Below are 20,132 nucleotides of genomic sequence, written 5' to 3'. Positions count from 1 at the left end.
GAGATTGCGGCAAGCACTGCCGCGGAGGCCGAGCGCCTCGCCGCCGAGGAAGCAGCGCGCCTTGCCACCGAGGAGGCCGAGCGCGACGCGCTTCTCAAGGCTGAGCAGAAGGCCGGCCGCGACGCGCGCTACGCCGCCCGCAAGGCCGCAAAGAAGGAACGTCGCAAGGGCGGCAGCCGCGACAGGGGCTACTGAGGGCACATCCGGCTCGATGGGGCTGACCCCTCAGTCTGCTCCAGTCTCTTAAAGTCCTCACAGCCGCGGAACACCGCGGCTTTGGTATTTCAGGGCCATGCGGGCCTGATAGGGCGAGAGCCGTTTTGCGGGCCGTGGTCACCTCAGGGTTACAAAGCAGCCATCACGAAAACCCCGTGCCGAGAACAGTAGCGAGGATCGGGTGTGGCCGAAACTGACCCATCACCGACCTAATCGTTCGCGCCAAATGTCCGCTTCGCGCCCCCCAAACGGTCGTTCAGCTATTGGATCGCCGATCCTGAAAGCTGCCGTTCGTTTACTTCGCCAGGCAGCTTCTGCAAACGAGAAGCATTCTTCCCGGCGGACTGGCGACTTCTTGATGTCTTTGGTTCGAGGGAATCTCTGGAAGCGATCGCTGAGGAAATGGGTCTCAGTTATCCTGTTGATTGCCCGCCTTCAGAAATCCTGTAAGGTTGAACGATGACGAAAAACGAACCAGCCGACGCGATCCAACCGCCCCCGTCAAGCCACCCCGGCCACAAACGGTCCCGACCAGCTCTCTAAAGGCCAACCCGCACAATCCAAGCCTGTCGGCGGGATTACCGTTCAACACAGGTTTGTTACAGTCAGGTTTGCTGACACCTTACTGACCGGGAGATGATTTCAAATCAAATATGTCGGCGTGTGGGCGATAACGGATGTGACGCTGTTCCAAAAAACGGCCGGACTTTCAGAATTCACAAGGGCACTCGCGATTTTCCGGGTTGGCCGATCAAATTGTCCCGCTTCTGTGGGGAAGCGTGAACTTCGGAGCACAGGTCAGCTTCAGTTGAGTTGTACAAAACGACAAGGGCAGTAACGGGGCCGGGAGCGGACCGGCAGCTTGGAGGCTCGGAGTTTCGGAAGCGGACCTTCAGGCCCCCGCGCACATCGACGTGATCTGGCCCACGACAGACATCTGCACGCTTGCCGCGAAAGGCGCACTCTTCCGCGAGCCGGCATTCGCGACGGAACGATCGGGGTGGTGCGGCGCTACGCGAGCGCGGCGATCAACTCCCGAGCCGCGTCAATGCGTGCAGACGGTAGCGACGAGCAACATTGCAGGATCGATGCCGAACGTGCTCTCCAAGTCCATGCCGAACAGCTGGAGCCAAGCATCCTGCGCCCGGTAGGCGAGCACTTCCCGCTCTGCCGGACAGGCGAAGCGCATATCGGCGGACGCTTGCAGGTGGTGAACCATCTCGTGCACCAGCACCGAGAGCTGAGCCGGGGTGCGTCCGGTCCAGCCTTCGGTGAAATAGATGATGCGGCTGGCTTCGTCGTAGGCTGCCACCACTTCGCCGGGTGAAACTTGACTCGCGGAGCCGTAGCGGATCTCGACAAGCCTGGAGGCGGGGGCAGTCACGAGGTCGGGAACCTCGGACGCCGGCGTCAGACCGAAATTCGCCACAAGCCACAGCTCGATTGTGTCGAGCAAAGGAGGCGGATCCTGGGTCTCGGCGGCTGCGACCGAGGCAGCGGCACCGAGGCACAGGGCGACGGCGGCGGATCTTAGGGCGGAGATGTGCATTGCGATTCTTCTTCCTCGGATGGTTGTCCATCGACGAGGATCAGCCGCGCGGCGCGCGAAGTATCGAAAGAACCCTGAAAGACGGCTGAAATTGTGCTACAAATATGGGGAAATATGGCCTTGGAGCCCGGCATGGATGATCCACACAGGATTCGCTTCGGCGGTTTTGTCCTTAACCGGGTGCGCGGCTGCCTCGAAGACAGAACGGGCTGTGAGCGTTTCCTCCGGCCGAAGTCCTATCGGGCGCTCGAGGTCCTGTGCGAACGGCGTGGAAAGCTGGTAAGCAAGGACGAACTCGTCCGCGAGGTTTGGCCGGACGTGTTCGTATCCGATGATTCCCTTGCCCATTGCATGGGTGATATCCGACGCGTACTCGGCCCGGATGGGGCCAAATTGCTGCGCACGGTGCCGCGGCGGGGATACATACTGTTGGATTCGGAACCGAATTTGGTCTCGCCGGTGCAACGAAACTCGAAACTCCGGATGGTTCGGGCCGGCGGGTTGGCCGCGGGATTGCTGCTGGTTGCTGGCACCCTCTGGTGGGCTACGCCGCGCATCGCGATCGAGGCGACGCCCGATGTCACCGTCTCGGTCATGCAGCAGGCGGAGGCACTGCTGGAGGCACGCGACTGGCGGCGGCGCGAGGACAACGAGCGCGCAAGGCGGCTGCTCGAGCAGGTTGTCGCCGGGGATCCCGAAAATCCGGACGCGCTGGCGAGCCTGGGGCTCACCTACTGGCTGGAAGTCCAGCACCTTGCCTGGGGGGGCGGCCGGCGCGAGATGGAACGGGCGCTCGAACTGGTGGAACGTTCCGTGGCACTCGGCGGAAGCGATCGCTCTCACCGGCTGCTCGCGGAGATGCGGCTGCTTGCGCCTTTCAGGGAGTTGCGTTCACCTGTAGACGCGCTGGCAAGCGCTCGTGCAGCGGCTGCCATCGACCCCGGCGATGCCGACAACATGGCGGTGCTGGCCCAGGCGCTGGCCTTGACGGGCCGCTCGAAGGATGCGGTCGACATGATCGAGCGGGCCCTGCGCCTGAATCCGAATCCCCCCGACTGGCATCGCCAGGTCGCCGGCCTCAGCTATTTGCTCTCGGGCGAGCCGGCCCGCGCAGCGGAAAAGCTCGGCCCACTCTATGGCGCGGGGACTTTTGCCACTGCGCGGTGGTGGCCGGGATGGCTCTTCGCCGCGAGCCTCGCCCATGCCGGCCGGATCGATGAGGCGGCGGGAGTGGTAAAGGCCGCGCAGGGGCGCCGGCCCGAGTACAGCGTCTCAGCCGTGGCACAGTCCTTCGACGGCTTTGCCGACGAAACCGGTCTCGCTCTAGTCCTCGATGGGCTCAGACTCGCCGGCATGCCGGGCTGAGCCCGCCCAGTCGGCGTAGGCACGTGACTGCCATCCAGCATAGCCGTCGCGGAAGCGACGGTACTCACTCCAGGCTTCCGCGAGCAGCGGGTCACCAGCGGCTTCCTCCGCCATCACCTCATCCCAAGCCTTGCGCAGCTCAAGGAGCACGTCGTCGGGCCAATGGTGGAACTTGACGCCCATGGCCCGGAAACGAGCGAGAGCCTCGACCTGCTGCATAACCGCCTCGGATGCGGTCCATGACAGGGTATCGCCGCAGGCCGCCTCGAGTACTGTCCTTTGGTGATCTGAGAGCGACGCCCAGCTCCGCTCCGGCATCAGAATCTCGAGCGAGGTGACAGGCTGCTGCCAGCCGGGAAAGTAGAGGTGTTTGGCGATCTCGGCGATCCCGAGATCGGCATCTATCGACGGCAGAGAAAACTCAGCCGCGCTGATTAGGCCGGTCTCGAACGCTGGGCGGATCTCGTGGGCCGGCAACTCGTAGGCGACAACACCCAGCTTTCGCAGCACCCGGGCGCCGTAGCCAAAGCTGCGCATTGCCAGTCCCTCTAGGTCCTCAACGCCCTCGATCGGCTCGAGGAACCAGCCCCCGCCTTCCGCCGGCAGGATGCCGCAATAGAGGCTCTTCATACCGTGGCGGGCATAGATCGCCTGTAGCGCCTCGGCGCCGCCGCCCACTTGCATCCAAGCCGTGAAGCTCGCCGGATCGGGACCGAAGGGAAAGCCAGAGAAAATCGTCAACGCCGGATCCTCGCGGTGGTGGTGGCCTGCCGACCCCCACACCGCGTCGATCATGCCGGATTCCAGGGCGTCGAAGGTATCCTGGTCGAGCACGAGCCGATCGTGAACCTCAATGACGAAGCTGCCGCCCGACAACCGCCGCACCGTCTCGGCAAATCGTTCTCCGGCTTCGCCAAAGAGCTTCGGGTAGAGCAGACTGTTCATGCGCCAGCGCAGGACATCCTCCTGACCGGCGGCCGAACCTGCTGCAAGCCAGAGGGCGAGAGCGAGCCCGCCAAGAGCCCGAATGATGTTGGAAAACTTCGTCATCGTTCCAAACGTCCTGTGCGGCGGCCGGTCGAGGCTTTCCCGTCTGTTGTTTAGTTTTGCATTTCAGCCACCGGAGAGTGCAAGAAGCAAGTTGTACCGCAGACGTAGTGGATGGCGAAAGACGCGGTGATGGCTGGTTATGGTGGCTGGTGGGCAGATGCCAGCTATGGGGGTCGAGAGCCGGCTTTGCCTTTACGTCTGGGCGTATTCCTGCTCGGCACACTGGGGGGCCGGAAGCGGGAGGTCTGCTTTCGGGAAGCATATGCGAAGAGCAGCCGTTCCGTTCACGCTCACTTGGTCACAGAGGCTAGCGCGCGACTTCCACGTAAGCGGACACTGAAGCGCCAGTTAAAACTCCAATTCCGGACATTGGCGACCGCTCTCCGTAGCGGACATTCAGCGGACGGCTGGATTCGACCAGTTGCTGCCGCCAAAGGTTAGACACTGAACAGCCTCATCTGGCCCGAGTGAACGTTCGCGCACCGGAATGCCGACCCACTTCAGGCATCTTTATGCGTGGGCTTTGTTTCCGAGTGAGATTTTCGTCAACCGCCATGAAAGGGTTGATCTACCGACCCGACAATGTATCTCGACATTCCCCGTTGAATTGCCGCAATCGTGCCAGCCGAGATTTCCACGTTGGTCAGCCAGCGCCTTCCCCCGTGCTGTTTCATATGTCCCAGAACGACCTGCCGATAGGATAGAGTTGGGGATATTTCGGGATCGGGCACGCAGCTCGCCGCTATCGCCAAGGCGACTCTGGACCTCGCGGTGAATCTGCAGCACCGCAGGGCGGCAACACGGCAGATGGCTGCTCTCTGTCTCGAAGCAACGTCGTCTGCGGTCGCCGTCGTGGCGATCTTGGCAGGTCGGTGGGAAGATGGGAGAACGTTCAGGCCGTTGGTGGTGGCATATCAGTGCCAGTCGCCGGAGGTAGGAGGTCAATCTCTATACCCAATTGCGGACGAGATCGTTCGTCATGGCGAAGCAGGGACGTCGACCATCTCACGGCCGACATTCACGATAAGAATCTCCTGCGCGGCGCGAACCAGGGGGCCGATATCGATTGCCACGATCAATTACCTTTTTGGACACTATCGTACCCTTGAGACAACCTTACTGACCAATTTTCCACGACCGCGCAATCGCGTTGATGCTTAGAGGAGAGGCCGAGGCGGTAGAGCGTGACGTTCTGGCCGCGTGACGAAGGACAACCTCTCCTGTAGGACTTCGCCGGATCAGGCTAGCCGTACTTTTGCTGTGTCCGTTGCGGATGCCCATTCATCGGGCGAGATTTCCGCCCAGGTATTGTCCGGGGAAATGGCTGAAAGCACGACATCGGGCCGCAAGGTCGCCAGAAGACCCAGGCTGGAGCGGTACGCGGATTGTTTCGCGTCGTCCTCGAAAGTCGCGCTCGTCCAACTGCCGCGTGCGGGCCAGATCGTATCGCCCGTGAAGAGGTAGGTTCTGCCATGCGGCGAGCTGTACAGATAGCAGGCGCTGCCAACCGTGTGACCGGGCGTAGGGACCGCCTCGACACCTGCGGGAAGCACCTAGCGATCCCAGAATGTTATATCCGGCGCGACCCCGGAGTATTTTTGACCGGCGCAGCATCACGTGCATGGTCGACGATTTCTGCCCCGCGAAGCCGATGACTAGAGTGCGTGGAATGTCCGGTATGTCCGCTTCTTGCCCGTTCCGGCAGACAAGATGAAGGGCAAACTTCCACCCCTTGCCGTGATCGGCCGCTTGCGCGGTGGATGACGCGATCGAGCCCCCTTCACGACATATGGTGGTGCAGCAGGTCTGGCTCTGAGGCTACAGCGCCGGATACACTGGAAGGTTCATGCAGCAGCCTCTTTCTGCGCCGCTGGAATTGGCGCCGGCGCTGGCCGATGGATCGCAATGCCAATCATAACCAGAGCAATGCCCAGAAGATCTTGTAGAGTTGGTATCTGAGCCAGCACGATTGCGGCAATGATCGTGGCCGTCGCGGGCAACAGCGCGAGAAGCAGCGCGAAAGAGGCCCGAGGGAGGCGTGACATCGCAAGCTGGTCGCAGACATAGGGGATCACGGAGGAACAAACGCCCACGCCGATCCCCGCCAGCACCACCAGCGGCATCCCGAATGCGCGGACGGCTTCCATGAAACCGATGGGCATGAGGATCAGAAGGGCAATCGCCATCGCCGCGCCAAGGCGTTCCACGCCCCCGCTCGCACCGCCTTCAGAGGCCTTGTGGCCAAGAATAATGTAGCCCACGAACAGCACAGCATTAAGCGTAGCCCAGAACAGCCCGAGCGGGTCTGACGACCATTTCACGTCGATCAGGACAAAGACGCCGATAACAGCGAGAACAAGTGCCACCACGTTCCGCTTAGTCCGCAGCCCCCAGAGCGCCACGCCGATCGTTCCAACAAACTCCATCGCGGCCACGAGGCTCATCGGCAGCTTGTCGAGTGCGAGATAAAAGGACGTGTTCATCACGGCGAGACAGACGCCCAGACTGATCAGAAGCCAACGGGTGTTCGCATCTGCCTCACGGATCGTGCGCCAGGGTTTCGTGATAGGCGCGAACACCAAGGCTGCGGTCGCGATCCTGAACCAGGCGACACCCACCACGCCGACGACCGGAAACAGCAGAACCGCGAAGGATGGCCCGAGATAGTGGAAAATCGCGCTGACCCCGAACCACGCATGAGGGGGCACGGCTTCGGCGGCACGGTTGAGGCCTTTAGGAGTGGCGACTTCAGATGATATGGCAAATCCCCTTTCTTTTCAAAATTATGAAGGGTAAATTGCCGATGATATATGGATTTATGCAGGTGAATTTGGTTTTATTCCTGAGTAACCAAGGTGAATAGGTATGAAGCGTCTTGGATATGAAAGTGGTCATCTGGACAGGATTGACGAGACGATTCTCACGACTCTGATGGAGAACGGTCGGACTACCACGGCAGAGCTTGCCCGCAAGGTGAAGCTGTCTTCGCCGAGTGTGGCCGAGCGCGTCAAACGATTAGAAGAGGCAGGGATCATCACCGGCTACAGTGCGAACGTCTCCGCCGAGGCCATCGGCCTTCCGATTGCCGTCTGGTTCCGTGTCCGACCCGTTCCCGGTGAAATGCAGCGTGTGGCGGAGATCATCCAGGGGATCCCCGAGATCACGCAATGCGACCGCGTGACCGGTGAAGATTGCTTTCTAGCACGCGCAAACCTCGCATCCATCGCAGATATGGAGCGGGTCATCGACCTGATTGTCCCCTATGCCATGACCAACACGTCGATCATCCAGTCATCGCCGGTCCAACGGCGATTGCCTCCGTTGCCAGTCGCTGCGCAAGACTGATCGCAGTCGGGTACGTCCGGATATTCGCCCAACGGCAGAATTGTCCGCTTGCTGCCCATTCGGGCTCAGCAGCGTCAACGCGTACTTTCCACCCTGTCGCGACGTTGGCGCAACTGAAACTTTGACCCCAACCGCGACGTTCCGGCCCATTCCGGTTTTCTTCTGACCGCTCCGTTTCACTTGTGAAATCGTGGTCGTTCGGGACGTCGGGTTCGAGCCGATGAAACCGATCTTCGCAGTGCGACCCGGCTTTTGGCTAATCTACGCCCAAGACTGATCGGATGCACGCGCGGAGGGACGCGCTTTCCCTCTCACTGGCTCGCTAGTCGCATCGGTTTGCCCGTCGATCAGCTTGCCGGTCATGCATGCATAGGACGCCGCAGCTTCATCCGAAAATCCGAACTGCCCGAATGTTTCTTCCAGCGCGTCCCTGGATATCTCCTGAACGTCGACTTTCCGACGACAGCATCGGTGAAGGCTTCTGCGACGTCCTGCGCAGTGTATCGCTCGGGGCCTTCGACATGCTGCACGCCGGTGTCCGAGACGGATGCCATCAGCCGTCTGGCGGCCGCCTGCCCTAGATCGCAGGGCGCGACCATCGGTAGGACAAGCTCGGCGGGAAAGAAGCTGAGTAGAGTCCCGTTCTCTCGGGCCGGACCGCCGTCGCCATCGTCGTCGCGCTGAATATCGTCCTTATGGTGACGACGTGAAAATCGACCGTATCAGCCGCCTGCCACGGCTGATCGCGACGATCTGCGCGAAGGGAGCGCGGCTTGCCGTTCCCGGTGTCGTCGATCTTTCAAAGGTGGCGACCGACGAGAACGGCGTATCGAAGATCGTTCTGGAATCGGTCCAGGATATGCTTTTGAAGCTTGCCCTGTAGATGGCCTGCGACGACTACGAGGACCGGCACGAGCGTCAGCGCCAGGGAATAGAGTTGGCGACGCAAGCCGGACGCTACAGTGGCAGAAAGGCCGACAAAGCCGTTATCTCGGTGCCAACGGAACAGCAAAACTCATTGCCGATAACCGCATCGGCAATCTACAAATGCTGCATTCCTGCCCGAAATCGGCCGTCACATGAGGAGAAGCACATGGCGACCAGCACAGCGCCGCAGCCCTTCGACCAGCGCAAGCGCATCCGTTTCCTTTGGGCCGGCGGGGCGCTGGTCGCCGCAGCCATGGTCCTTTCCGATTCCGCTTGGAGCGAGGCGACCGGCGCGCATGAGGCGGTCGAGGTCGCCGGCATCGGGCTGGTCTTTATCTGCATTCTGGGACGCCTGTGGAGCACGCTCTATATCGGCTCGAGAAAGAATCAGGAGTTGGCGACGCGCGGCCCCTACTCCATGACGCGCAATCCGCTCTACTTCTTCTCTACGATTGGCGCCGCCGGGGTCGGGCTGATGTTCGGCTCCCTGTTCATGGGTGTCCTGCTCGCCTTCATAACCTATCGGGTCTTCCTGTTGACCGCTGCCCGCGAAGAGGCCTTCCTACGCGGCCGCTTCGGCAGGGCCTATGCTGACTATGCGGACAGAACGCCGCTTTTCTGGCCCATTCCGCGACTCTATGAGGATGACGCGGAGGTCGGCTTTTCCCCGAGCGCTCTGAAGCGGACTCTTCTCGACGGGCTTTATTTCCTCGCCATCTTTCCAGTGCTGGAACTCGTGGAACAACTCCACTTCACCGGCTATCTGCCTTACTTCCTCAGCCTCTATTGAGGCTGGCTCTTGGTGGGCTTGAAACCTGACCGGCCGGCGGAATGGCGAGGCGCTGGTCCGGTGGCTGTGTGCATGCTCAGCATATCGGCACGCCCTCGTGCCACAGGGAGGACCAGATCAACTCGGTGTCGTAACTTGGCGACAAGCGTGTCGGTCAGGAGCAGCGAGGCTGCTCCCCGTCGACCGATTTCGTCGAGGAGCACGGCCAGTTCAGCATAGACCCGGCCGTAGGCATCGCAGAGGCCTGCAAATATGTCGGGTGAGAAACCGGCGGAGGAAGTGGCTGCCGAACGAGCATCGAGTTTACTCGGGCGTGCTGTTTTTCTGCTGTGAGATGGCGATCGCCTTCCCATCCTCCAGTCCCATGAGAAAGATCGGTCTCCCTTGTAAAGCAAGCACTCCGATCGCCGTCCCGATCTTCGCGCCGACCGGAATGGTTGCGACGGACCGGATCATACCGTCGCGGGCCGAAACTATCTGCAGCGCAGTCCGGCTCGCATCGGGCAGAGCCAGATCGAGAACGCCATCGTTGTTTGCGTCGGCAATTGCCGACAGGCCGAGTTCGGAGGCCTGCCGGACGGCTGTTACCGGCGCGGAGGTCGCCAGCCGGTCAACTCTCCAATCGGCATTGCCGGCAATTGCGGCTCCCGCCAACAAGAAGCTGAGAAATGCGTACATGCTGTTAGCCGGTTTCACGACAGCCATTCCAATATCTCGATCGTCTTAACGGCGCGGGTGAGATTATTTCTGCCATATCCGGCCCCGATGGTCTCGCCTTCACGCAGCCAAATCTCCGGGGAGCACCGGCGTGCGTCGAGTCACAGTATGGAGCCGATGTCCGAGGCGCCGGTGGGATAGGCGAACATGGTCGTTTTGAGCTGCTCCGCCGTGAGGCCGTGGCGTATCGCCAAGGCAAAGATATTGATCACCTCGTCGGCATGCGGGCCGACCAGATGTGCGCCAAGGATATGACCCGTCTCCTCGTCGGCAACCACCTTGAACCCGTAGGTGGGCTCAGCGGCCTGGCGCGCGGTGAACCAGTCGGATGCCTTTTGAGCTTTAACACGGATATTGAGCCCTTTCCGGCGCGCCTCGGCTTCGCTCAGGCCCACGGCCGCTATCGGCGGGATTGTAAAAGCCACACTTGGCACGCCGCGATAATCCGGCTTTTGACGGTTACCTTCCAGAAGGTTCGCCGCGACCACCTTCGCGTCGTGGCTTGAGACCGGTGTAAGCGGCGGCCCCATCTGAGCGGCATCGCCGGCCGCATAAACGGCCGGATTTGAAACGCTTTGCAGGTATTCGTTGAGCTGCAAACGGCCATCCTTCACCGCCACGCCTGCGGCATCCAGGTCGAGATCGTCGAGAGCCGGCACCCGGCCCGCCGCATGCACGACCAGATCCGCCTCGACTGTGACTTCCCGCCCATCGGTCGAGGCTTTCACCCGGTAACCGCCTGCACCTTTTTCGATCGCTTCGACGACCGTGCCGGTGCGCACATCGATCCCTACTGTCTCGAATTTCTCCATGAGCCAGTCGACCAGATCCGGCTCGAAATGCTTGAGCATGCGCGCACCGCGCTGCAGCACCGTCACCTGTGCTCCTGCGCGCGCTGCAATGTGCGAGAACTCGGCGGCGATATAGCCGCCGCCGACCAGAACGATCCGGCGGGGAAGGGACTCCAGTTCGAGGAATTGCTCGTTATCGATCAAGTGCTCCTCTCCAGGAATGCCGAGCTTCATCGGTTCGGCGCCAGCGGCGATCAGAACGTACTTGGCTTCGAGCAACTCTCCGTCGACCTCCAGCGTGGTGCGGCCGGTGAAGCGCGCCTGCCCGTGAAAGGTATCGATGCCCTTGTCGGCAAACAGCTCCTCGCGGTTCTGCGGCACCGGATCCGTGAAGCTGCGCTTGAAGGCGATGAGATCGGGCCAGTCGACGTGGGTATCACCGGCTATGCCCTTGCCGTGCATCCGAGCGGCATGGTCGGCCACCGTGGCACCGCCCACCAGCATCTTCTTGGGATCGCACCCGCGCAGCGCGCACGTGCCGCCAAAGGGGCGGAAGTCAACGACGGCAACGCTCCACCCGGCTGCGCGCACGCGCATCGCGGAAACCATCGCCGCCGTGCCCGTCCCGACAATCACGAGGTCATATCGCTTGCCCATTTTCTATCTCCACGTTTCAGGGTCGCTCCCCGCGAGTCTTCTTCCGTTTCCGTTCACCCGGCGACGAGCTGCTCAGCCACTTCGACCAGGGTTACACCGGTGACGTGCGGCGCATCCATGATGGAGGGAAACGGCTTTCCGTCGCGCCCGACATAACCGGCCATCAGCCCGGCACGGCGCGCGCCGTGGATGTCCCACGGATGGGCTGCAATCAGCGCAAGGTGTCGGGGCTCGACCTCGACGACGCTAGCGCGATGGAGATAGACCTCCTGATGAGGTTTCCACCGCTTCACCTCATCGACCGAGATCATGCGCTCCACGCGATCGCGCAGACCGGCACGTTCCAGCAGGCGTTCCGTTACGCTGGCGCTTCCGTTCGTCAGAGTGACGATTCGGAGGCCGGCGTCATGGAGCAACTGAATGGCCGGGGCTGCATCGGGATGGGCATCAAGTTCCGCAAAGCCGCTGATGATCCTGTCGATCTGAGCGCTATCGACGGTCTCGCTATCGAACAGACGTTCCAGTCCCGCCGTCGCGACGTCACGGAAAGGCCTGTAGACACCTGTCGCACTAAGCGCGAACCCGTCCCGCAGCAGTTGCGCAAACCAGGTTTCCAGCAGATGGCCCGGCAGACCAGCAGATTCCAGCCGCGAGCGCAGAGGTTCCAGAGAAAAAAGGGTCTCGATGACATCGAAAGCGACCACGTCCGTCGATGCGCCACGGCTTGCTCCTCCCTTGGCATTTACACTAGCGCTTCCGCGATCCCTGTTGGACATCCGCCAGCAATTGGTTGATCTCATGCGCCACGATCTCGGGATGGTCCTCCGGCGTGGAATGCCGCCCTTGCTCGATTTGGCGCAGCGGCGCGGACAGGTCGCGTGCGAATCTCTCGCCATATTCGGCCTTCTGGAACTGATCCGCCGCACCCCAGACGCGCACATTCGAAATGCGAGGCAAGACGTGGCGCCACAACGCAGGACCGGTCGGGATGCCATGGATCAAGACGATAGGTGTTCCATCGCCTCTTCGTCCCAACGCATATTGATGGCGGCCACTGCTGCGGTCTTCTTCGCCACCTCGGCCTCCGGGATGATCCGCTGTCGATCTGAATGCCGGCTCATGCACTTGCTCGATACCGCCGTTTCGAACAATGTGGTCGCTCATGCCTTAGATGCCATGTGCCGTAAAATCCGGACCACTTCATGCGGCGAACGTTGCAATCTCTGATGAGTTCCGGTTGTTGCGCCGCAACGCGGTTCGAGACCAGCATGCGCTCTGTCGTGCGAGAATATGAGCCCGATTGTCCAAGTCCACGGCAGCGACGTGATCATTTTTCGACTCCTGCCGGCCCTGCGGCGATTATCGGCCGATTACTGCCTACGATTGGTAGTGACGCACGGCTGGTAGTAACGCACGGCCAAGGTATGAGGCTCCCAAGCGCTCCGTCGGAATGCAATCGCACCTCACGGGTGCATCAACACCGCGTGACAAGCTCCTCTGCCCGTTAGACGTGTGATGCCTAAGCAGCAGATAAGCAAACGGTGGCCCGATTTCGGGAGCAATAGCAGCGTGTTCAACTTGCATCTGGGGCGAACAAGCGCATGACCAAATCACCAACGCGTAGAACGACTGCTTCCGAAACGACCGGCGTCGATCGCCGGGCATTTCTTCGGGCAAGCGGCGGCGTGGCCTTGCTCGGGCGCGCCGGTTGCTCGACGTTCAGGACAGTACAACCCTTTGCGAGGCGGGAGATTGCACCCGCACCAGAGGGGCCGGCCGCGCAGCTCGGAGGCGAATTCGCCTACTACGCGGCCATGTACGCAGCGCGCCCGGAAGAGAAATTTCCGCTTCCCGCCGTGCCGTTCCAGCGCATCGATCCCGTCTATTACAGGCGGCTTGTGGACGACCCGACGGGCGAACGGCCCGGAACGATCGTCGTCGATACAAACAACTATTTTCTCTACGTCACCCAGGTAGGCGGCGAAGCCATGCGCTACGGCGTCGGTCCGGCAGGATTGCTGCGCGAATATGCGAAAGAATGTAAGGCAGCGCTCGCTTCCTAGTAGGGATTACGCAGATCGTCACAGAGGCGGAGCTTTCATTGCGTGACGATTTGGATGTCCGGATGAAACGCATGTGCGACGAAGGCGAAGGTGATGTCGTGCGGCACGTCCTGCCCGTCCTTCGTCACCCGCACGGTGCCGATATCCCGCCCCTCCGCTATCGTCGCGCTATCGAGCGCGGAGGCCACAACGGCTTCGTAGGTGATCCGGTAACCATTCATCTCGAACCCGTCGGTCCTGACCTTTTCGAGGCTGACGATGATCGGATCGCGCTCGGTTCTGACGACGACCACATGCGCCATGGCGGGGATGTCTTCGGGGAGCTCGCCATTGAAAAGGAAGGGGGGCGCGGCGGTATCATAGCTTGCACAGGGGTTGCGGCCGTAGTCGCGGAAACCGGGATTGTTCGGGACGAGCACGAGGCCATCTGGATGCGCCTTGCGGAAGGAGCCGAACGAGATGATGCGCGAAGGTAGAAGCTTGAGCTTCTTTCCCGTCAGCTGGCTTCACCGGTGAACTGCTGCCACCAGCTTTCAGTCTGGCGGTCATACATCACCAGGTCTGAATGCCGAAGCTTGCCGCTGGTGCCGAACTCCAGCACCTGCCCGTCCAGACGCCGGTCGAAGACGATGGCGGCGTTGCAGAGCGGGCAATAGGTGACCGCAACCGGCGTGCCGGCGTCCAGGTCGTTGGCGATCTCATGCCAGGTGAGCACCCGCAGCGGATAGGCCCGGATATCCTCGCCGAGGCCGAACTGGATGACCGGCTCGCGATCGGCAATGTCCGTCCCTGCGGAGGCTTTGGCGAATTTCGGATTGTCGATCGAGGGAATGCCGTCGCGCGGCGGACCGCCGGAGATGATCTCGTCGAGCGGGACGGAAGACTTGGAGAAGTCCGTCTTCCAACCTTCTCGAGCCCAATCCTGAGGGCCCGCGAAGGCGATGGCGGGAGAGGCCGCAATCAGGATGACAAACAGAAAAGCTTTGCTCAGCAGTCGCATTGGTCACGGACCATCTGGCGGAACTCGCATCGATTCCACCATGGCCGTCCCTCACGGTCCAATCACCATCGCGTATTCCTCCTCCTCCACCTCGGACTTCTCAGGTTTGGCGGCCGGAACGGGATGCTTCTCCGCCTTCAATTTGTCCGTCCATAGAAGCGATTTGTAATCGAAGTCGGAGGTCAGACCCGGTTTGACGATCTCGAAACAGGGTAACAGGTCGAAATCCCGCGGCACGAACAGCGAATGGTGGCGGATGTGGAGGATCTCCAGCCGCTTCGTGCCGACCCGCACATTCCAGTAGGTGGCATCGCCCTTAAACGGGCAATGGGTCGGCAGTTCTCAGTTCTCAATCACTTGAGTTTTCAGTGACGATTCGGTCCTCTCCGATTGATTTCCAGTGATCAATATCGTGGTCTATAAAACACATCTACGCAGACAGCACTTCTAACTAAAGTGCATATCCTGGTCATATGAAAGATTGGAGATCAAAATGAAAACCATCTTGCTCACTATATTGCCTCTTCGATTCTCATTATTCCATCGATGGCAATTGAGCCCGTTCAAGGCAGCATAACTTTCGATGGCCCAACGTCATTTAGCAACTCCGTCCCTATCCCCGGCGGACGATTGCGCTCAAATCGCAGGAAGAACGACTTCCTGTCGGAAGGAGGCGCGGCCTGGGATCTGACCGAAAATACGGTCGAGATGCACGACGTGATCGGCAACCTCAAACGCGCAGTCGAAGGCTCGCGCGAGCGTGGGATACCGGTCCTGTTTGGTCCCATGGTCTACACGGAAGAGGATTATGCGAACGAGGCTCTTCACCGGCGCACCGGCATCAACCGCATGACGGCAAACCTGTGCTGCGAAGGCGCCGCTGATGGAGCCGGCCCGCAGCGGGCGGATAGTGCCGCTCGTCCAATCGTTGCATACCAATCCGGCAAGGGCGACAGGGCCAGCCTCAGCCCCCCGTCGAGCGCGGCATTGCCACTGACGTTGAGGATGACGTAGGCGCCCTCGCCGTCCGGGGGGCGCGACTGCGAACTTCGCAGCACCAATGTCACGATTTTCGTGCGACGAAGAATGGCCGCGTGTCCTTGCCACGCGAGGCGTGACGCTCCCGAGCAACGATCTCGAACCCGGCATCAGCGATCTCGCGTTCCAGTTCGTCAGCGTTAAAAACGCTAACGTACGGCGCCTTGCCGAAGAGTTGCATTACCGGAATCCCGATGTGTACCAGCAGGTTCATTTCCTTGAGGCACGGCGTTTTGGTGATGAACAGCCCACCCGGCTTCAGGAGCCGGTGAACGCCGTGCAGGGCGGCCTTCCGGGCGGCCACCAGATGCAAGACATTGAGACTCAGCGCCGCATCGAACGGACCTTCAGGCCAGGAGACACTGTCCGGTGTCGCGACCTGGAAATCGATATTGGCGCGGCCCTCCGCCTCCTTCTTTTCACGGGCTATGGCAATCATCTCGCCGGAAATGTCGGTCGCCACGATACGCGCCACGAAAGGTGCAAGCCTGAGCGCCGTCGTGCCCGTGCCACAGCCGAACTCGAATACGGTATCATTGCTGTCGAGCAATTTGCGCGTACGGTCGAGCGTTTGCTCATACCCAGCGATATCGGCGATCGGATCCTTGGCGTATTTGCGTGCGATGCGATCCCAGAAACGGGCTTCGTTGGTAGCGCCGAACAAGGAATTCCCCTAGGTGCCGTTTTCCTGCAAGGACCCCTTACAGGAAAACGATACTCAATTGTAAAGGCCGTCGATGCCCATGCCGATCTGCAACTCGCCGTCGAACCGGGTTCCCGTCGTCCTGGCATTAAGCCTTTCCAGCGCCTTGTCGTAGGCCTGCGCGGAAAGTGGCATATAGCCCGTAAAATGCACCCAGCTTTGTATGTTCCCGAGATAGCTTCTCAGAAACTCCTGCAAATCCGGCTTGCTGTCCAACGATGCGGCGTTGACGTAAAGGAACAGCGGCCGTGCAAGCGGCTGATAGCGCCCAGCCAAGACCTCGCGCATGGCCGGATGCACCGGCCCATCGCCGGAATCGATGCCGAGATCGTTCATCTCCTCCCAGTTCCGGAAGTAGGCGCCGACACCGAAAAAGCCGAGCGCGTCGGGGTTGACCGCAATTCCGGCAACCAGTTGTTCCTCGTCCTCGCTGGCGGTGTAATCGCTGCGGCTGGACCGTGTTTCGCCAACGATGACTGTGGTGAAATAGTCGTAGGTTCCCGAATCCTGACCGCGCCCGAACAGCTTGATCGGCCGGTCTGGCCATTCTTCACGCACCTGCTGCCAGGTCGTCACGGTGCCTTCGGCCGCCGGCTCCCAGAGCTTGCGCAATTCCTCGACCGTGATGGATTGCGCCCAGTCATTCGTCGCATTGACGACCACGGCGAGCGCATCGAAGGCGATCGGCAGTTCCACATATTCCACGCCGGCCTCGGCACAGGCCTCCATCTCTTCCTTGTTGATCGGTCGAGAGGCGTCGCTGATGTCCGTCTCGCCCGCGCAAAAGCGCCGGAAGCCCGCTGTCGTCCCCGAGAAGCTCACATCGATCTCCACGCCGGCGCGTCGCGCCGCTTCGACCGTGATCGGATAGACGGTGCTCGATCCGTCAGCGGTGATCTGCTGCGCCGCCGCGTTGAATGTCATCGCTGAACTCAGGCCCACGAAGATGGCAAGAAGCAGCGATTGCGTTTTCATCAGGCCGCTCCCGTTTCCGGTACCCGCGCAAGAACGCCAAATCATTTCGATTTGCCCCGCAACTCTGTCAGGACCTGTTGGAAGAAGGCCTTCACTTCCGTCCAATTGATCTGCCCCTGCTCGAGATACAGTTCCAGCGAATCGATGGCTTCATGCTGATCGCGTTGCTCGCGGCGCTCCAACTCGGCGCGAATCTCGCCGATATGCTCTTCCGTTTCGTCCAGGATCCCTTTGAGGTCTTCCTTCGACAGGCGGCTAAGATCGTTCATGGCAACACCTCAGAACAAGACAGTGATGGCGATGAGCAGCAGCGGCGCCACGATGAAGACACCCAGAACCCACATCGCAGCATAGATTTTGCGCTCGGATGCGAGTCCGGCAAGCCATTCGGCGCCGAATATCGGCAGGTTCCGCAGGAACGGCAGGCCGAAAATCAGCGCTACAGCGAACACGTTGAAGAGCACGTGGACGATGGCGATCTCCAGGGCGTGTACTGCCACGGCGCCCGTGACCGCGGTCGCCGCCAGAAGTGCCGTCACGGTGGTCCCGATATTCGCGCCCAGCATGAACGGGTAGATCTGTCGCAGGGAGAAGGTGCCCGCCCCGGCCAGGGGCACCATCAGGCTGGTCGTTGTCGACGAGGACTGCACGAATATCGTAACCAGCGTCCCGGAGAAGATACCGGTAACCGGCCCTTTGCCGATCGCGCTATGCATGACCGCCTTGGCCCTGCCGACCATCAGCACCTTGAGAAGCTTGCCGATCTGGGTGATGGCCAGGAAGATGAGGGCAAGACCGATCACCACCATAGCCAACCCCGCGAAGATGCCCGGCAGCAGGTTGGAGACCCCTTCGAGCGTGCCGACGAGGGGCTTGGTCAGGACCTTCATGAAGTTCAGCCCGGACATGGAATAATTGGCCTCGCCCACCAACAGCCCCGCGACCGTCTCCGAGATCCGCTGCAGAAGCCCGAACATGATCTCCAGCGGCAGAAAGATGACGATTGCGAGCAGGTTGAAGAAGTCGTGAACCGTCGCCGCCGCGAAGGCACGCCGGAATTCCTCCTTGTCGCGCACATGCCCGAGGCTGACCAGCGTATTGGTCAGGGTCGTGCCGACATTCGAGCCCATGATCATCGGTATCGCGATCGCCACCGGCAAGCCGCCGGCGACCATACCGACGATCAGGGACGAGACGGTCGAGGAGGACTGGATCAGTGCCGTGGCGACGATGCCGATCACCAGCCCGACATAGGGGTTTGAGGCAAAGCTGAAAAGCTGCTGCGCCTGTCCGCCCGTGGCCACCTTGAAACCCGTGCCGATCAGGCTTACCGCGCTGATAAGCACGTAGACAAGAGCGATGACAGCCAGCCACTGCGGCAAACGGCTGCTACCGCGCGCCGATGCCTGATCGAGTGTTTCCGTGTGCGACATCCGCCTCTCCCCTTTGAATGGAAACCGGCTACCACCGGTGGATAACAACCGTGTGACTGCCGCGTTTACGGCTCTGTCAGGCGAATCCGCACCTCTTGCTTATGCAATAAAACCGTTATGCTCGGACTGTAGGTGTTGTTGGCAAACTGCGAAGGGCAGTGGATATCGTATGCGGAGGCCCGAGATGGAGAAGAGCGACGCAAGGACGAGCGCGGAAGATTGGCTGAAAGCTGAGTTGGACGACACGCTTGATGAGGATTACGAGCTTGAGCTTTCGGAGCCGGCCCTCTCGCTCGAACTGGCGAAGATCTACAAGAAGGCGCATCCGGACACGATCGACCGCCGCACCTATTTCCACGAACTGATCCGGCTGCAGTCGGAACTGATCAAGCTGCAGGATTGGGTGGCGCACACCAAGGAGAAGATCGTGGTCATCTTCGAGGGTCGCGATGCGGCCGGCAAGGGCGGCGTCATCAAACGCATCACACAGCGCCTCAACCCACGGATCTGCCGCGTCGTCGCTCTGCCGGCGCCCAGCGATCGCGAAAAGACGCAATGGTACTTCCAGCGCTATGTGCCGCATCTGCCGGCGGGCGGCGAGATCGTGCTGTTCGACCGCTCCTGGTACAATCGTGCCGGCGTCGAGCGGGTGATGGGCTTCGCCACATCAGAGCAGGTGGAGGAGTTCTTCCGCGACGTGCCGGAGTTCGAGCGCATGCTGGTGCGCTCCGGCGTCAGGCTCGTCAAATACTGGTTCTCCATCACCGATGAGGAACAGCAGTTGCGCTTTCTGTTGCGCATCCATGACCCGATGAAGCAGTGGAAGCTGTCACCCATGGATCTGCAGTCGCGGGTGCGTTGGGAGGACTACACCAAGGCCAAGGAGGAGATGTTCGCGCGCACCAACATCCCCGAGGCGCCGTGGTACATCGTCGAGGGCAATGAGAAGAAGCGGGCCCGCCTCAACTGCATCGATCACCTTCTGCAGCAGGTCCCTTATGAGCCCGTGCCGCACGAGGAGATCGCGCTGCCCGACCGCGTGTTCAATCCGGAATACGAACGCGCCGTCCTGCCGCCGGAGCTCTACGTGCCGCAAAAATACTGACCGGCCGCAAGGGTGGATCGCGGATCATCGCGATCGCATCCGACAACAACTTCAACGATGACAGGCAGGTCTCGGGGTTCGTCCTGTCTGCGGTGCCGGAATCCCAGCTTGAAGACGGCCCGCCTCTGGCGGCGAAGAGGAACCGTGGCGTCCAGCGCGGTTTTCTTCGCCGTTATAGCCCGAGAGATTGCAGCACGATTTCCGTGCTGCGGAACAGCTGGTGTCAGCGAGAGGCCGACACCCCGAACCACCGGCCTCGATGCCGATCCGGATAAGCTGCGACGACTCCCGCCTTCGCAGATGCCCCTCCGCTGATCGTGAGCAGAGCGCAGTCAGAACTTCCCGACGACGTTGAGGAAGAGGCCCTGGTCGTCGAGGGTGAGGTCTCTGAGGTCGTCGGAGAAGCGG

The 20,132-nt window shown here is 61.0% G+C and carries 20 protein-coding genes and 2 pseudogenes; 8 read left to right on the top strand and 14 right to left on the bottom strand.

Annotated elements, in window-relative coordinates:
* Nucleotides 1-195 (top strand): DUF6481 family protein (locus ACFP9U_RS15375; RefSeq protein WP_378622722.1); only part of this gene is annotated, 195 nt, incomplete at its 5' end.
* A gap of 1,066 nt (nt 196-1,261) precedes the next feature.
* On the opposite strand, the gene ACFP9U_RS15370 is transcribed toward ACFP9U_RS15375, so the two are convergent.
* Entirely contained in the window at nt 1,262-1,765 is a 504-nt protein-coding gene (locus ACFP9U_RS15370) for a DUF6647 family protein (protein WP_378622721.1), read from the bottom strand.
* A 120-nt stretch (nt 1,766-1,885) separates the two neighbouring features.
* Here ACFP9U_RS15370 and ACFP9U_RS15365 point away from each other — a divergent pair, with 120 nt between their 5' ends.
* Nucleotides 1,886-3,130: a winged helix-turn-helix domain-containing protein gene (locus tag ACFP9U_RS15365; RefSeq protein WP_378622719.1), complete on the top strand. Its 1,245-nt coding sequence runs from the start codon at nt 1,886-1,888 to the stop codon at nt 3,128-3,130.
* Here ACFP9U_RS15365 and ACFP9U_RS15360 read toward each other — a convergent pair.
* The 3 genes from ACFP9U_RS15360 to ACFP9U_RS15350 all read right to left on the bottom strand — a co-directional run bounded on the left by ACFP9U_RS15360 (nt 3,089) and on the right by ACFP9U_RS15350 (nt 6,888).
* Nucleotides 3,089-4,180, bottom strand: coding sequence for a TRAP transporter substrate-binding protein (locus tag ACFP9U_RS15360; protein WP_378622716.1), 1,092 nt, complete (start codon nt 4,178-4,180; stop codon nt 3,089-3,091). The two genes, ACFP9U_RS15365 and ACFP9U_RS15360, sit on opposite strands and share 42 nt — an antisense overlap.
* A 1,238-nt stretch (nt 4,181-5,418) precedes the next feature.
* Nucleotides 5,419-5,733 (bottom strand): MBL fold metallo-hydrolase, encoded by a 315-nt coding sequence (locus ACFP9U_RS15355; RefSeq protein WP_378622715.1) that lies wholly within the window; start codon nt 5,731-5,733, stop codon nt 5,419-5,421.
* 291 nt (nt 5,734-6,024) lie between these two features.
* Nucleotides 6,025-6,888, bottom strand: coding sequence for an EamA family transporter (locus tag ACFP9U_RS15350; protein ID WP_378622713.1), 864 nt, complete (start codon nt 6,886-6,888; stop codon nt 6,025-6,027).
* 157 nt (nt 6,889-7,045) lie between these two features.
* Here ACFP9U_RS15350 and ACFP9U_RS15345 point away from each other — a divergent pair, with 157 nt between their 5' ends.
* The 3 genes and pseudogenes from ACFP9U_RS15345 (at nt 7,046) to ACFP9U_RS15335 (ending at nt 9,242) form a co-directional block, all read left to right on the top strand.
* The gene (locus ACFP9U_RS15345; RefSeq protein ID WP_378622712.1) at nt 7,046-7,525 is read left to right on the top strand and encodes an Lrp/AsnC family transcriptional regulator; all 480 of its coding nucleotides are present in this window, start codon (nt 7,046-7,048) and stop codon (nt 7,523-7,525) included.
* A 709-nt stretch (nt 7,526-8,234) separates the two neighbouring features.
* A pseudogene (locus ACFP9U_RS15340) lies at nt 8,235-8,504 on the top strand (resolvase); the annotation flags it as partial.
* 114 nt (nt 8,505-8,618) lie between these two features.
* Entirely contained in the window at nt 8,619-9,242 is a 624-nt protein-coding gene (locus ACFP9U_RS15335; protein ID WP_378622724.1) for a methyltransferase family protein, read from the top strand.
* A gap of 303 nt (nt 9,243-9,545) precedes the next feature.
* On the opposite strand, the gene ACFP9U_RS15330 is transcribed toward ACFP9U_RS15335, so the two are convergent.
* The 4 genes from ACFP9U_RS15330 to ACFP9U_RS15315 form a co-directional block, all read right to left on the bottom strand.
* Nucleotides 9,546-9,947, bottom strand: a complete 402-nt coding sequence (locus tag ACFP9U_RS15330; RefSeq protein WP_378622709.1) for a hypothetical protein — start codon at nt 9,945-9,947, stop codon at nt 9,546-9,548.
* 113 nt (nt 9,948-10,060) lie between these two features.
* Nucleotides 10,061-11,407: a dihydrolipoyl dehydrogenase family protein gene (locus tag ACFP9U_RS15325; RefSeq protein WP_378622707.1), complete on the bottom strand. Its 1,347-nt coding sequence runs from the start codon at nt 11,405-11,407 to the stop codon at nt 10,061-10,063.
* A 53-nt stretch (nt 11,408-11,460) separates the two neighbouring features.
* Complete coding sequence (locus ACFP9U_RS15320) at nt 11,461-12,111, bottom strand: haloacid dehalogenase type II (protein ID WP_378622705.1); 651 nt, start codon at nt 12,109-12,111, stop codon at nt 11,461-11,463.
* Nucleotides 12,112-12,154: 43 nt separating this feature from the next.
* The gene (locus ACFP9U_RS15315) at nt 12,155-12,571 is read right to left on the bottom strand and encodes an alpha/beta fold hydrolase (protein WP_378622703.1); all 417 of its coding nucleotides are present in this window, start codon (nt 12,569-12,571) and stop codon (nt 12,155-12,157) included.
* A gap of 527 nt (nt 12,572-13,098) precedes the next feature.
* Here ACFP9U_RS15315 and ACFP9U_RS15310 point away from each other — a divergent pair.
* On the top strand, nt 13,099-13,470 hold the full coding sequence (locus ACFP9U_RS15310) for a hypothetical protein (protein ID WP_378622702.1): 372 nt from the start codon (nt 13,099-13,101) through the stop codon (nt 13,468-13,470).
* A gap of 35 nt (nt 13,471-13,505) precedes the next feature.
* On the opposite strand, the pseudogene ACFP9U_RS15305 reads toward ACFP9U_RS15310, so the two are convergent.
* Both ACFP9U_RS15305 and ACFP9U_RS15300 read right to left on the bottom strand, forming a co-directional pair.
* A pseudogene (locus ACFP9U_RS15305) lies at nt 13,506-14,470 on the bottom strand (DUF3179 domain-containing protein).
* A 51-nt stretch (nt 14,471-14,521) separates the two neighbouring features.
* Nucleotides 14,522-14,764, bottom strand: a complete 243-nt coding sequence (locus ACFP9U_RS15300; protein ID WP_378622700.1) for a hypothetical protein — start codon at nt 14,762-14,764, stop codon at nt 14,522-14,524.
* A gap of 336 nt (nt 14,765-15,100) precedes the next feature.
* Between ACFP9U_RS15300 and ACFP9U_RS15295 the strand changes: the two genes are divergently transcribed.
* Nucleotides 15,101-15,484 carry a hypothetical protein gene (locus tag ACFP9U_RS15295; RefSeq protein WP_378622698.1) on the top strand — a complete coding sequence of 128 codons (384 nt, stop codon included), beginning with the start codon at nt 15,101-15,103 and terminating at the stop codon, nt 15,482-15,484.
* Between the two features lie 49 nt (nt 15,485-15,533).
* Here ACFP9U_RS15295 and ACFP9U_RS15290 read toward each other — a convergent pair whose 3' ends face one another.
* From ACFP9U_RS15290 to ACFP9U_RS15275, 4 genes are read right to left on the bottom strand one after another with little or no spacing between them, the layout of a single operon-like run.
* On the bottom strand, nt 15,534-16,172 hold the full coding sequence (locus ACFP9U_RS15290; RefSeq protein WP_378622697.1) for a class I SAM-dependent methyltransferase: 639 nt from the start codon (nt 16,170-16,172) through the stop codon (nt 15,534-15,536).
* A gap of 54 nt (nt 16,173-16,226) precedes the next feature.
* Nucleotides 16,227-17,186: a PstS family phosphate ABC transporter substrate-binding protein gene (locus ACFP9U_RS15285; RefSeq protein WP_378622695.1), complete on the bottom strand. Its 960-nt coding sequence runs from the start codon at nt 17,184-17,186 to the stop codon at nt 16,227-16,229.
* Nucleotides 17,187-17,227: 41 nt separating this feature from the next.
* Complete coding sequence (locus tag ACFP9U_RS15280) at nt 17,228-17,455, bottom strand: hypothetical protein (protein ID WP_322450621.1); 228 nt, start codon at nt 17,453-17,455, stop codon at nt 17,228-17,230.
* 9 nt (nt 17,456-17,464) lie between these two features.
* Nucleotides 17,465-18,619, bottom strand: coding sequence for a Na/Pi symporter (locus ACFP9U_RS15275; RefSeq protein ID WP_378622691.1), 1,155 nt, complete (start codon nt 18,617-18,619; stop codon nt 17,465-17,467).
* Between the two features lie 184 nt (nt 18,620-18,803).
* Between ACFP9U_RS15275 and ppk2 the strand changes: the two genes are divergently transcribed.
* Nucleotides 18,804-19,724, top strand: a complete 921-nt coding sequence (gene ppk2 / locus ACFP9U_RS15270; RefSeq protein ID WP_378622689.1) for a polyphosphate kinase 2 — start codon at nt 18,804-18,806, stop codon at nt 19,722-19,724.
* The last annotated feature ends 408 nt before the right edge of the window (nt 19,725-20,132 follow it).

This window comes from Nitratireductor sp. GCM10026969 (assembly GCF_042660605.1).
Classification (GTDB): Bacteria; Pseudomonadota; Alphaproteobacteria; order Rhizobiales; family Rhizobiaceae; genus Chelativorans.
The sequence above is the reverse complement of the archived record's forward strand: the minus strand, read 5'-3'. Positions and strand labels throughout refer to the sequence as shown.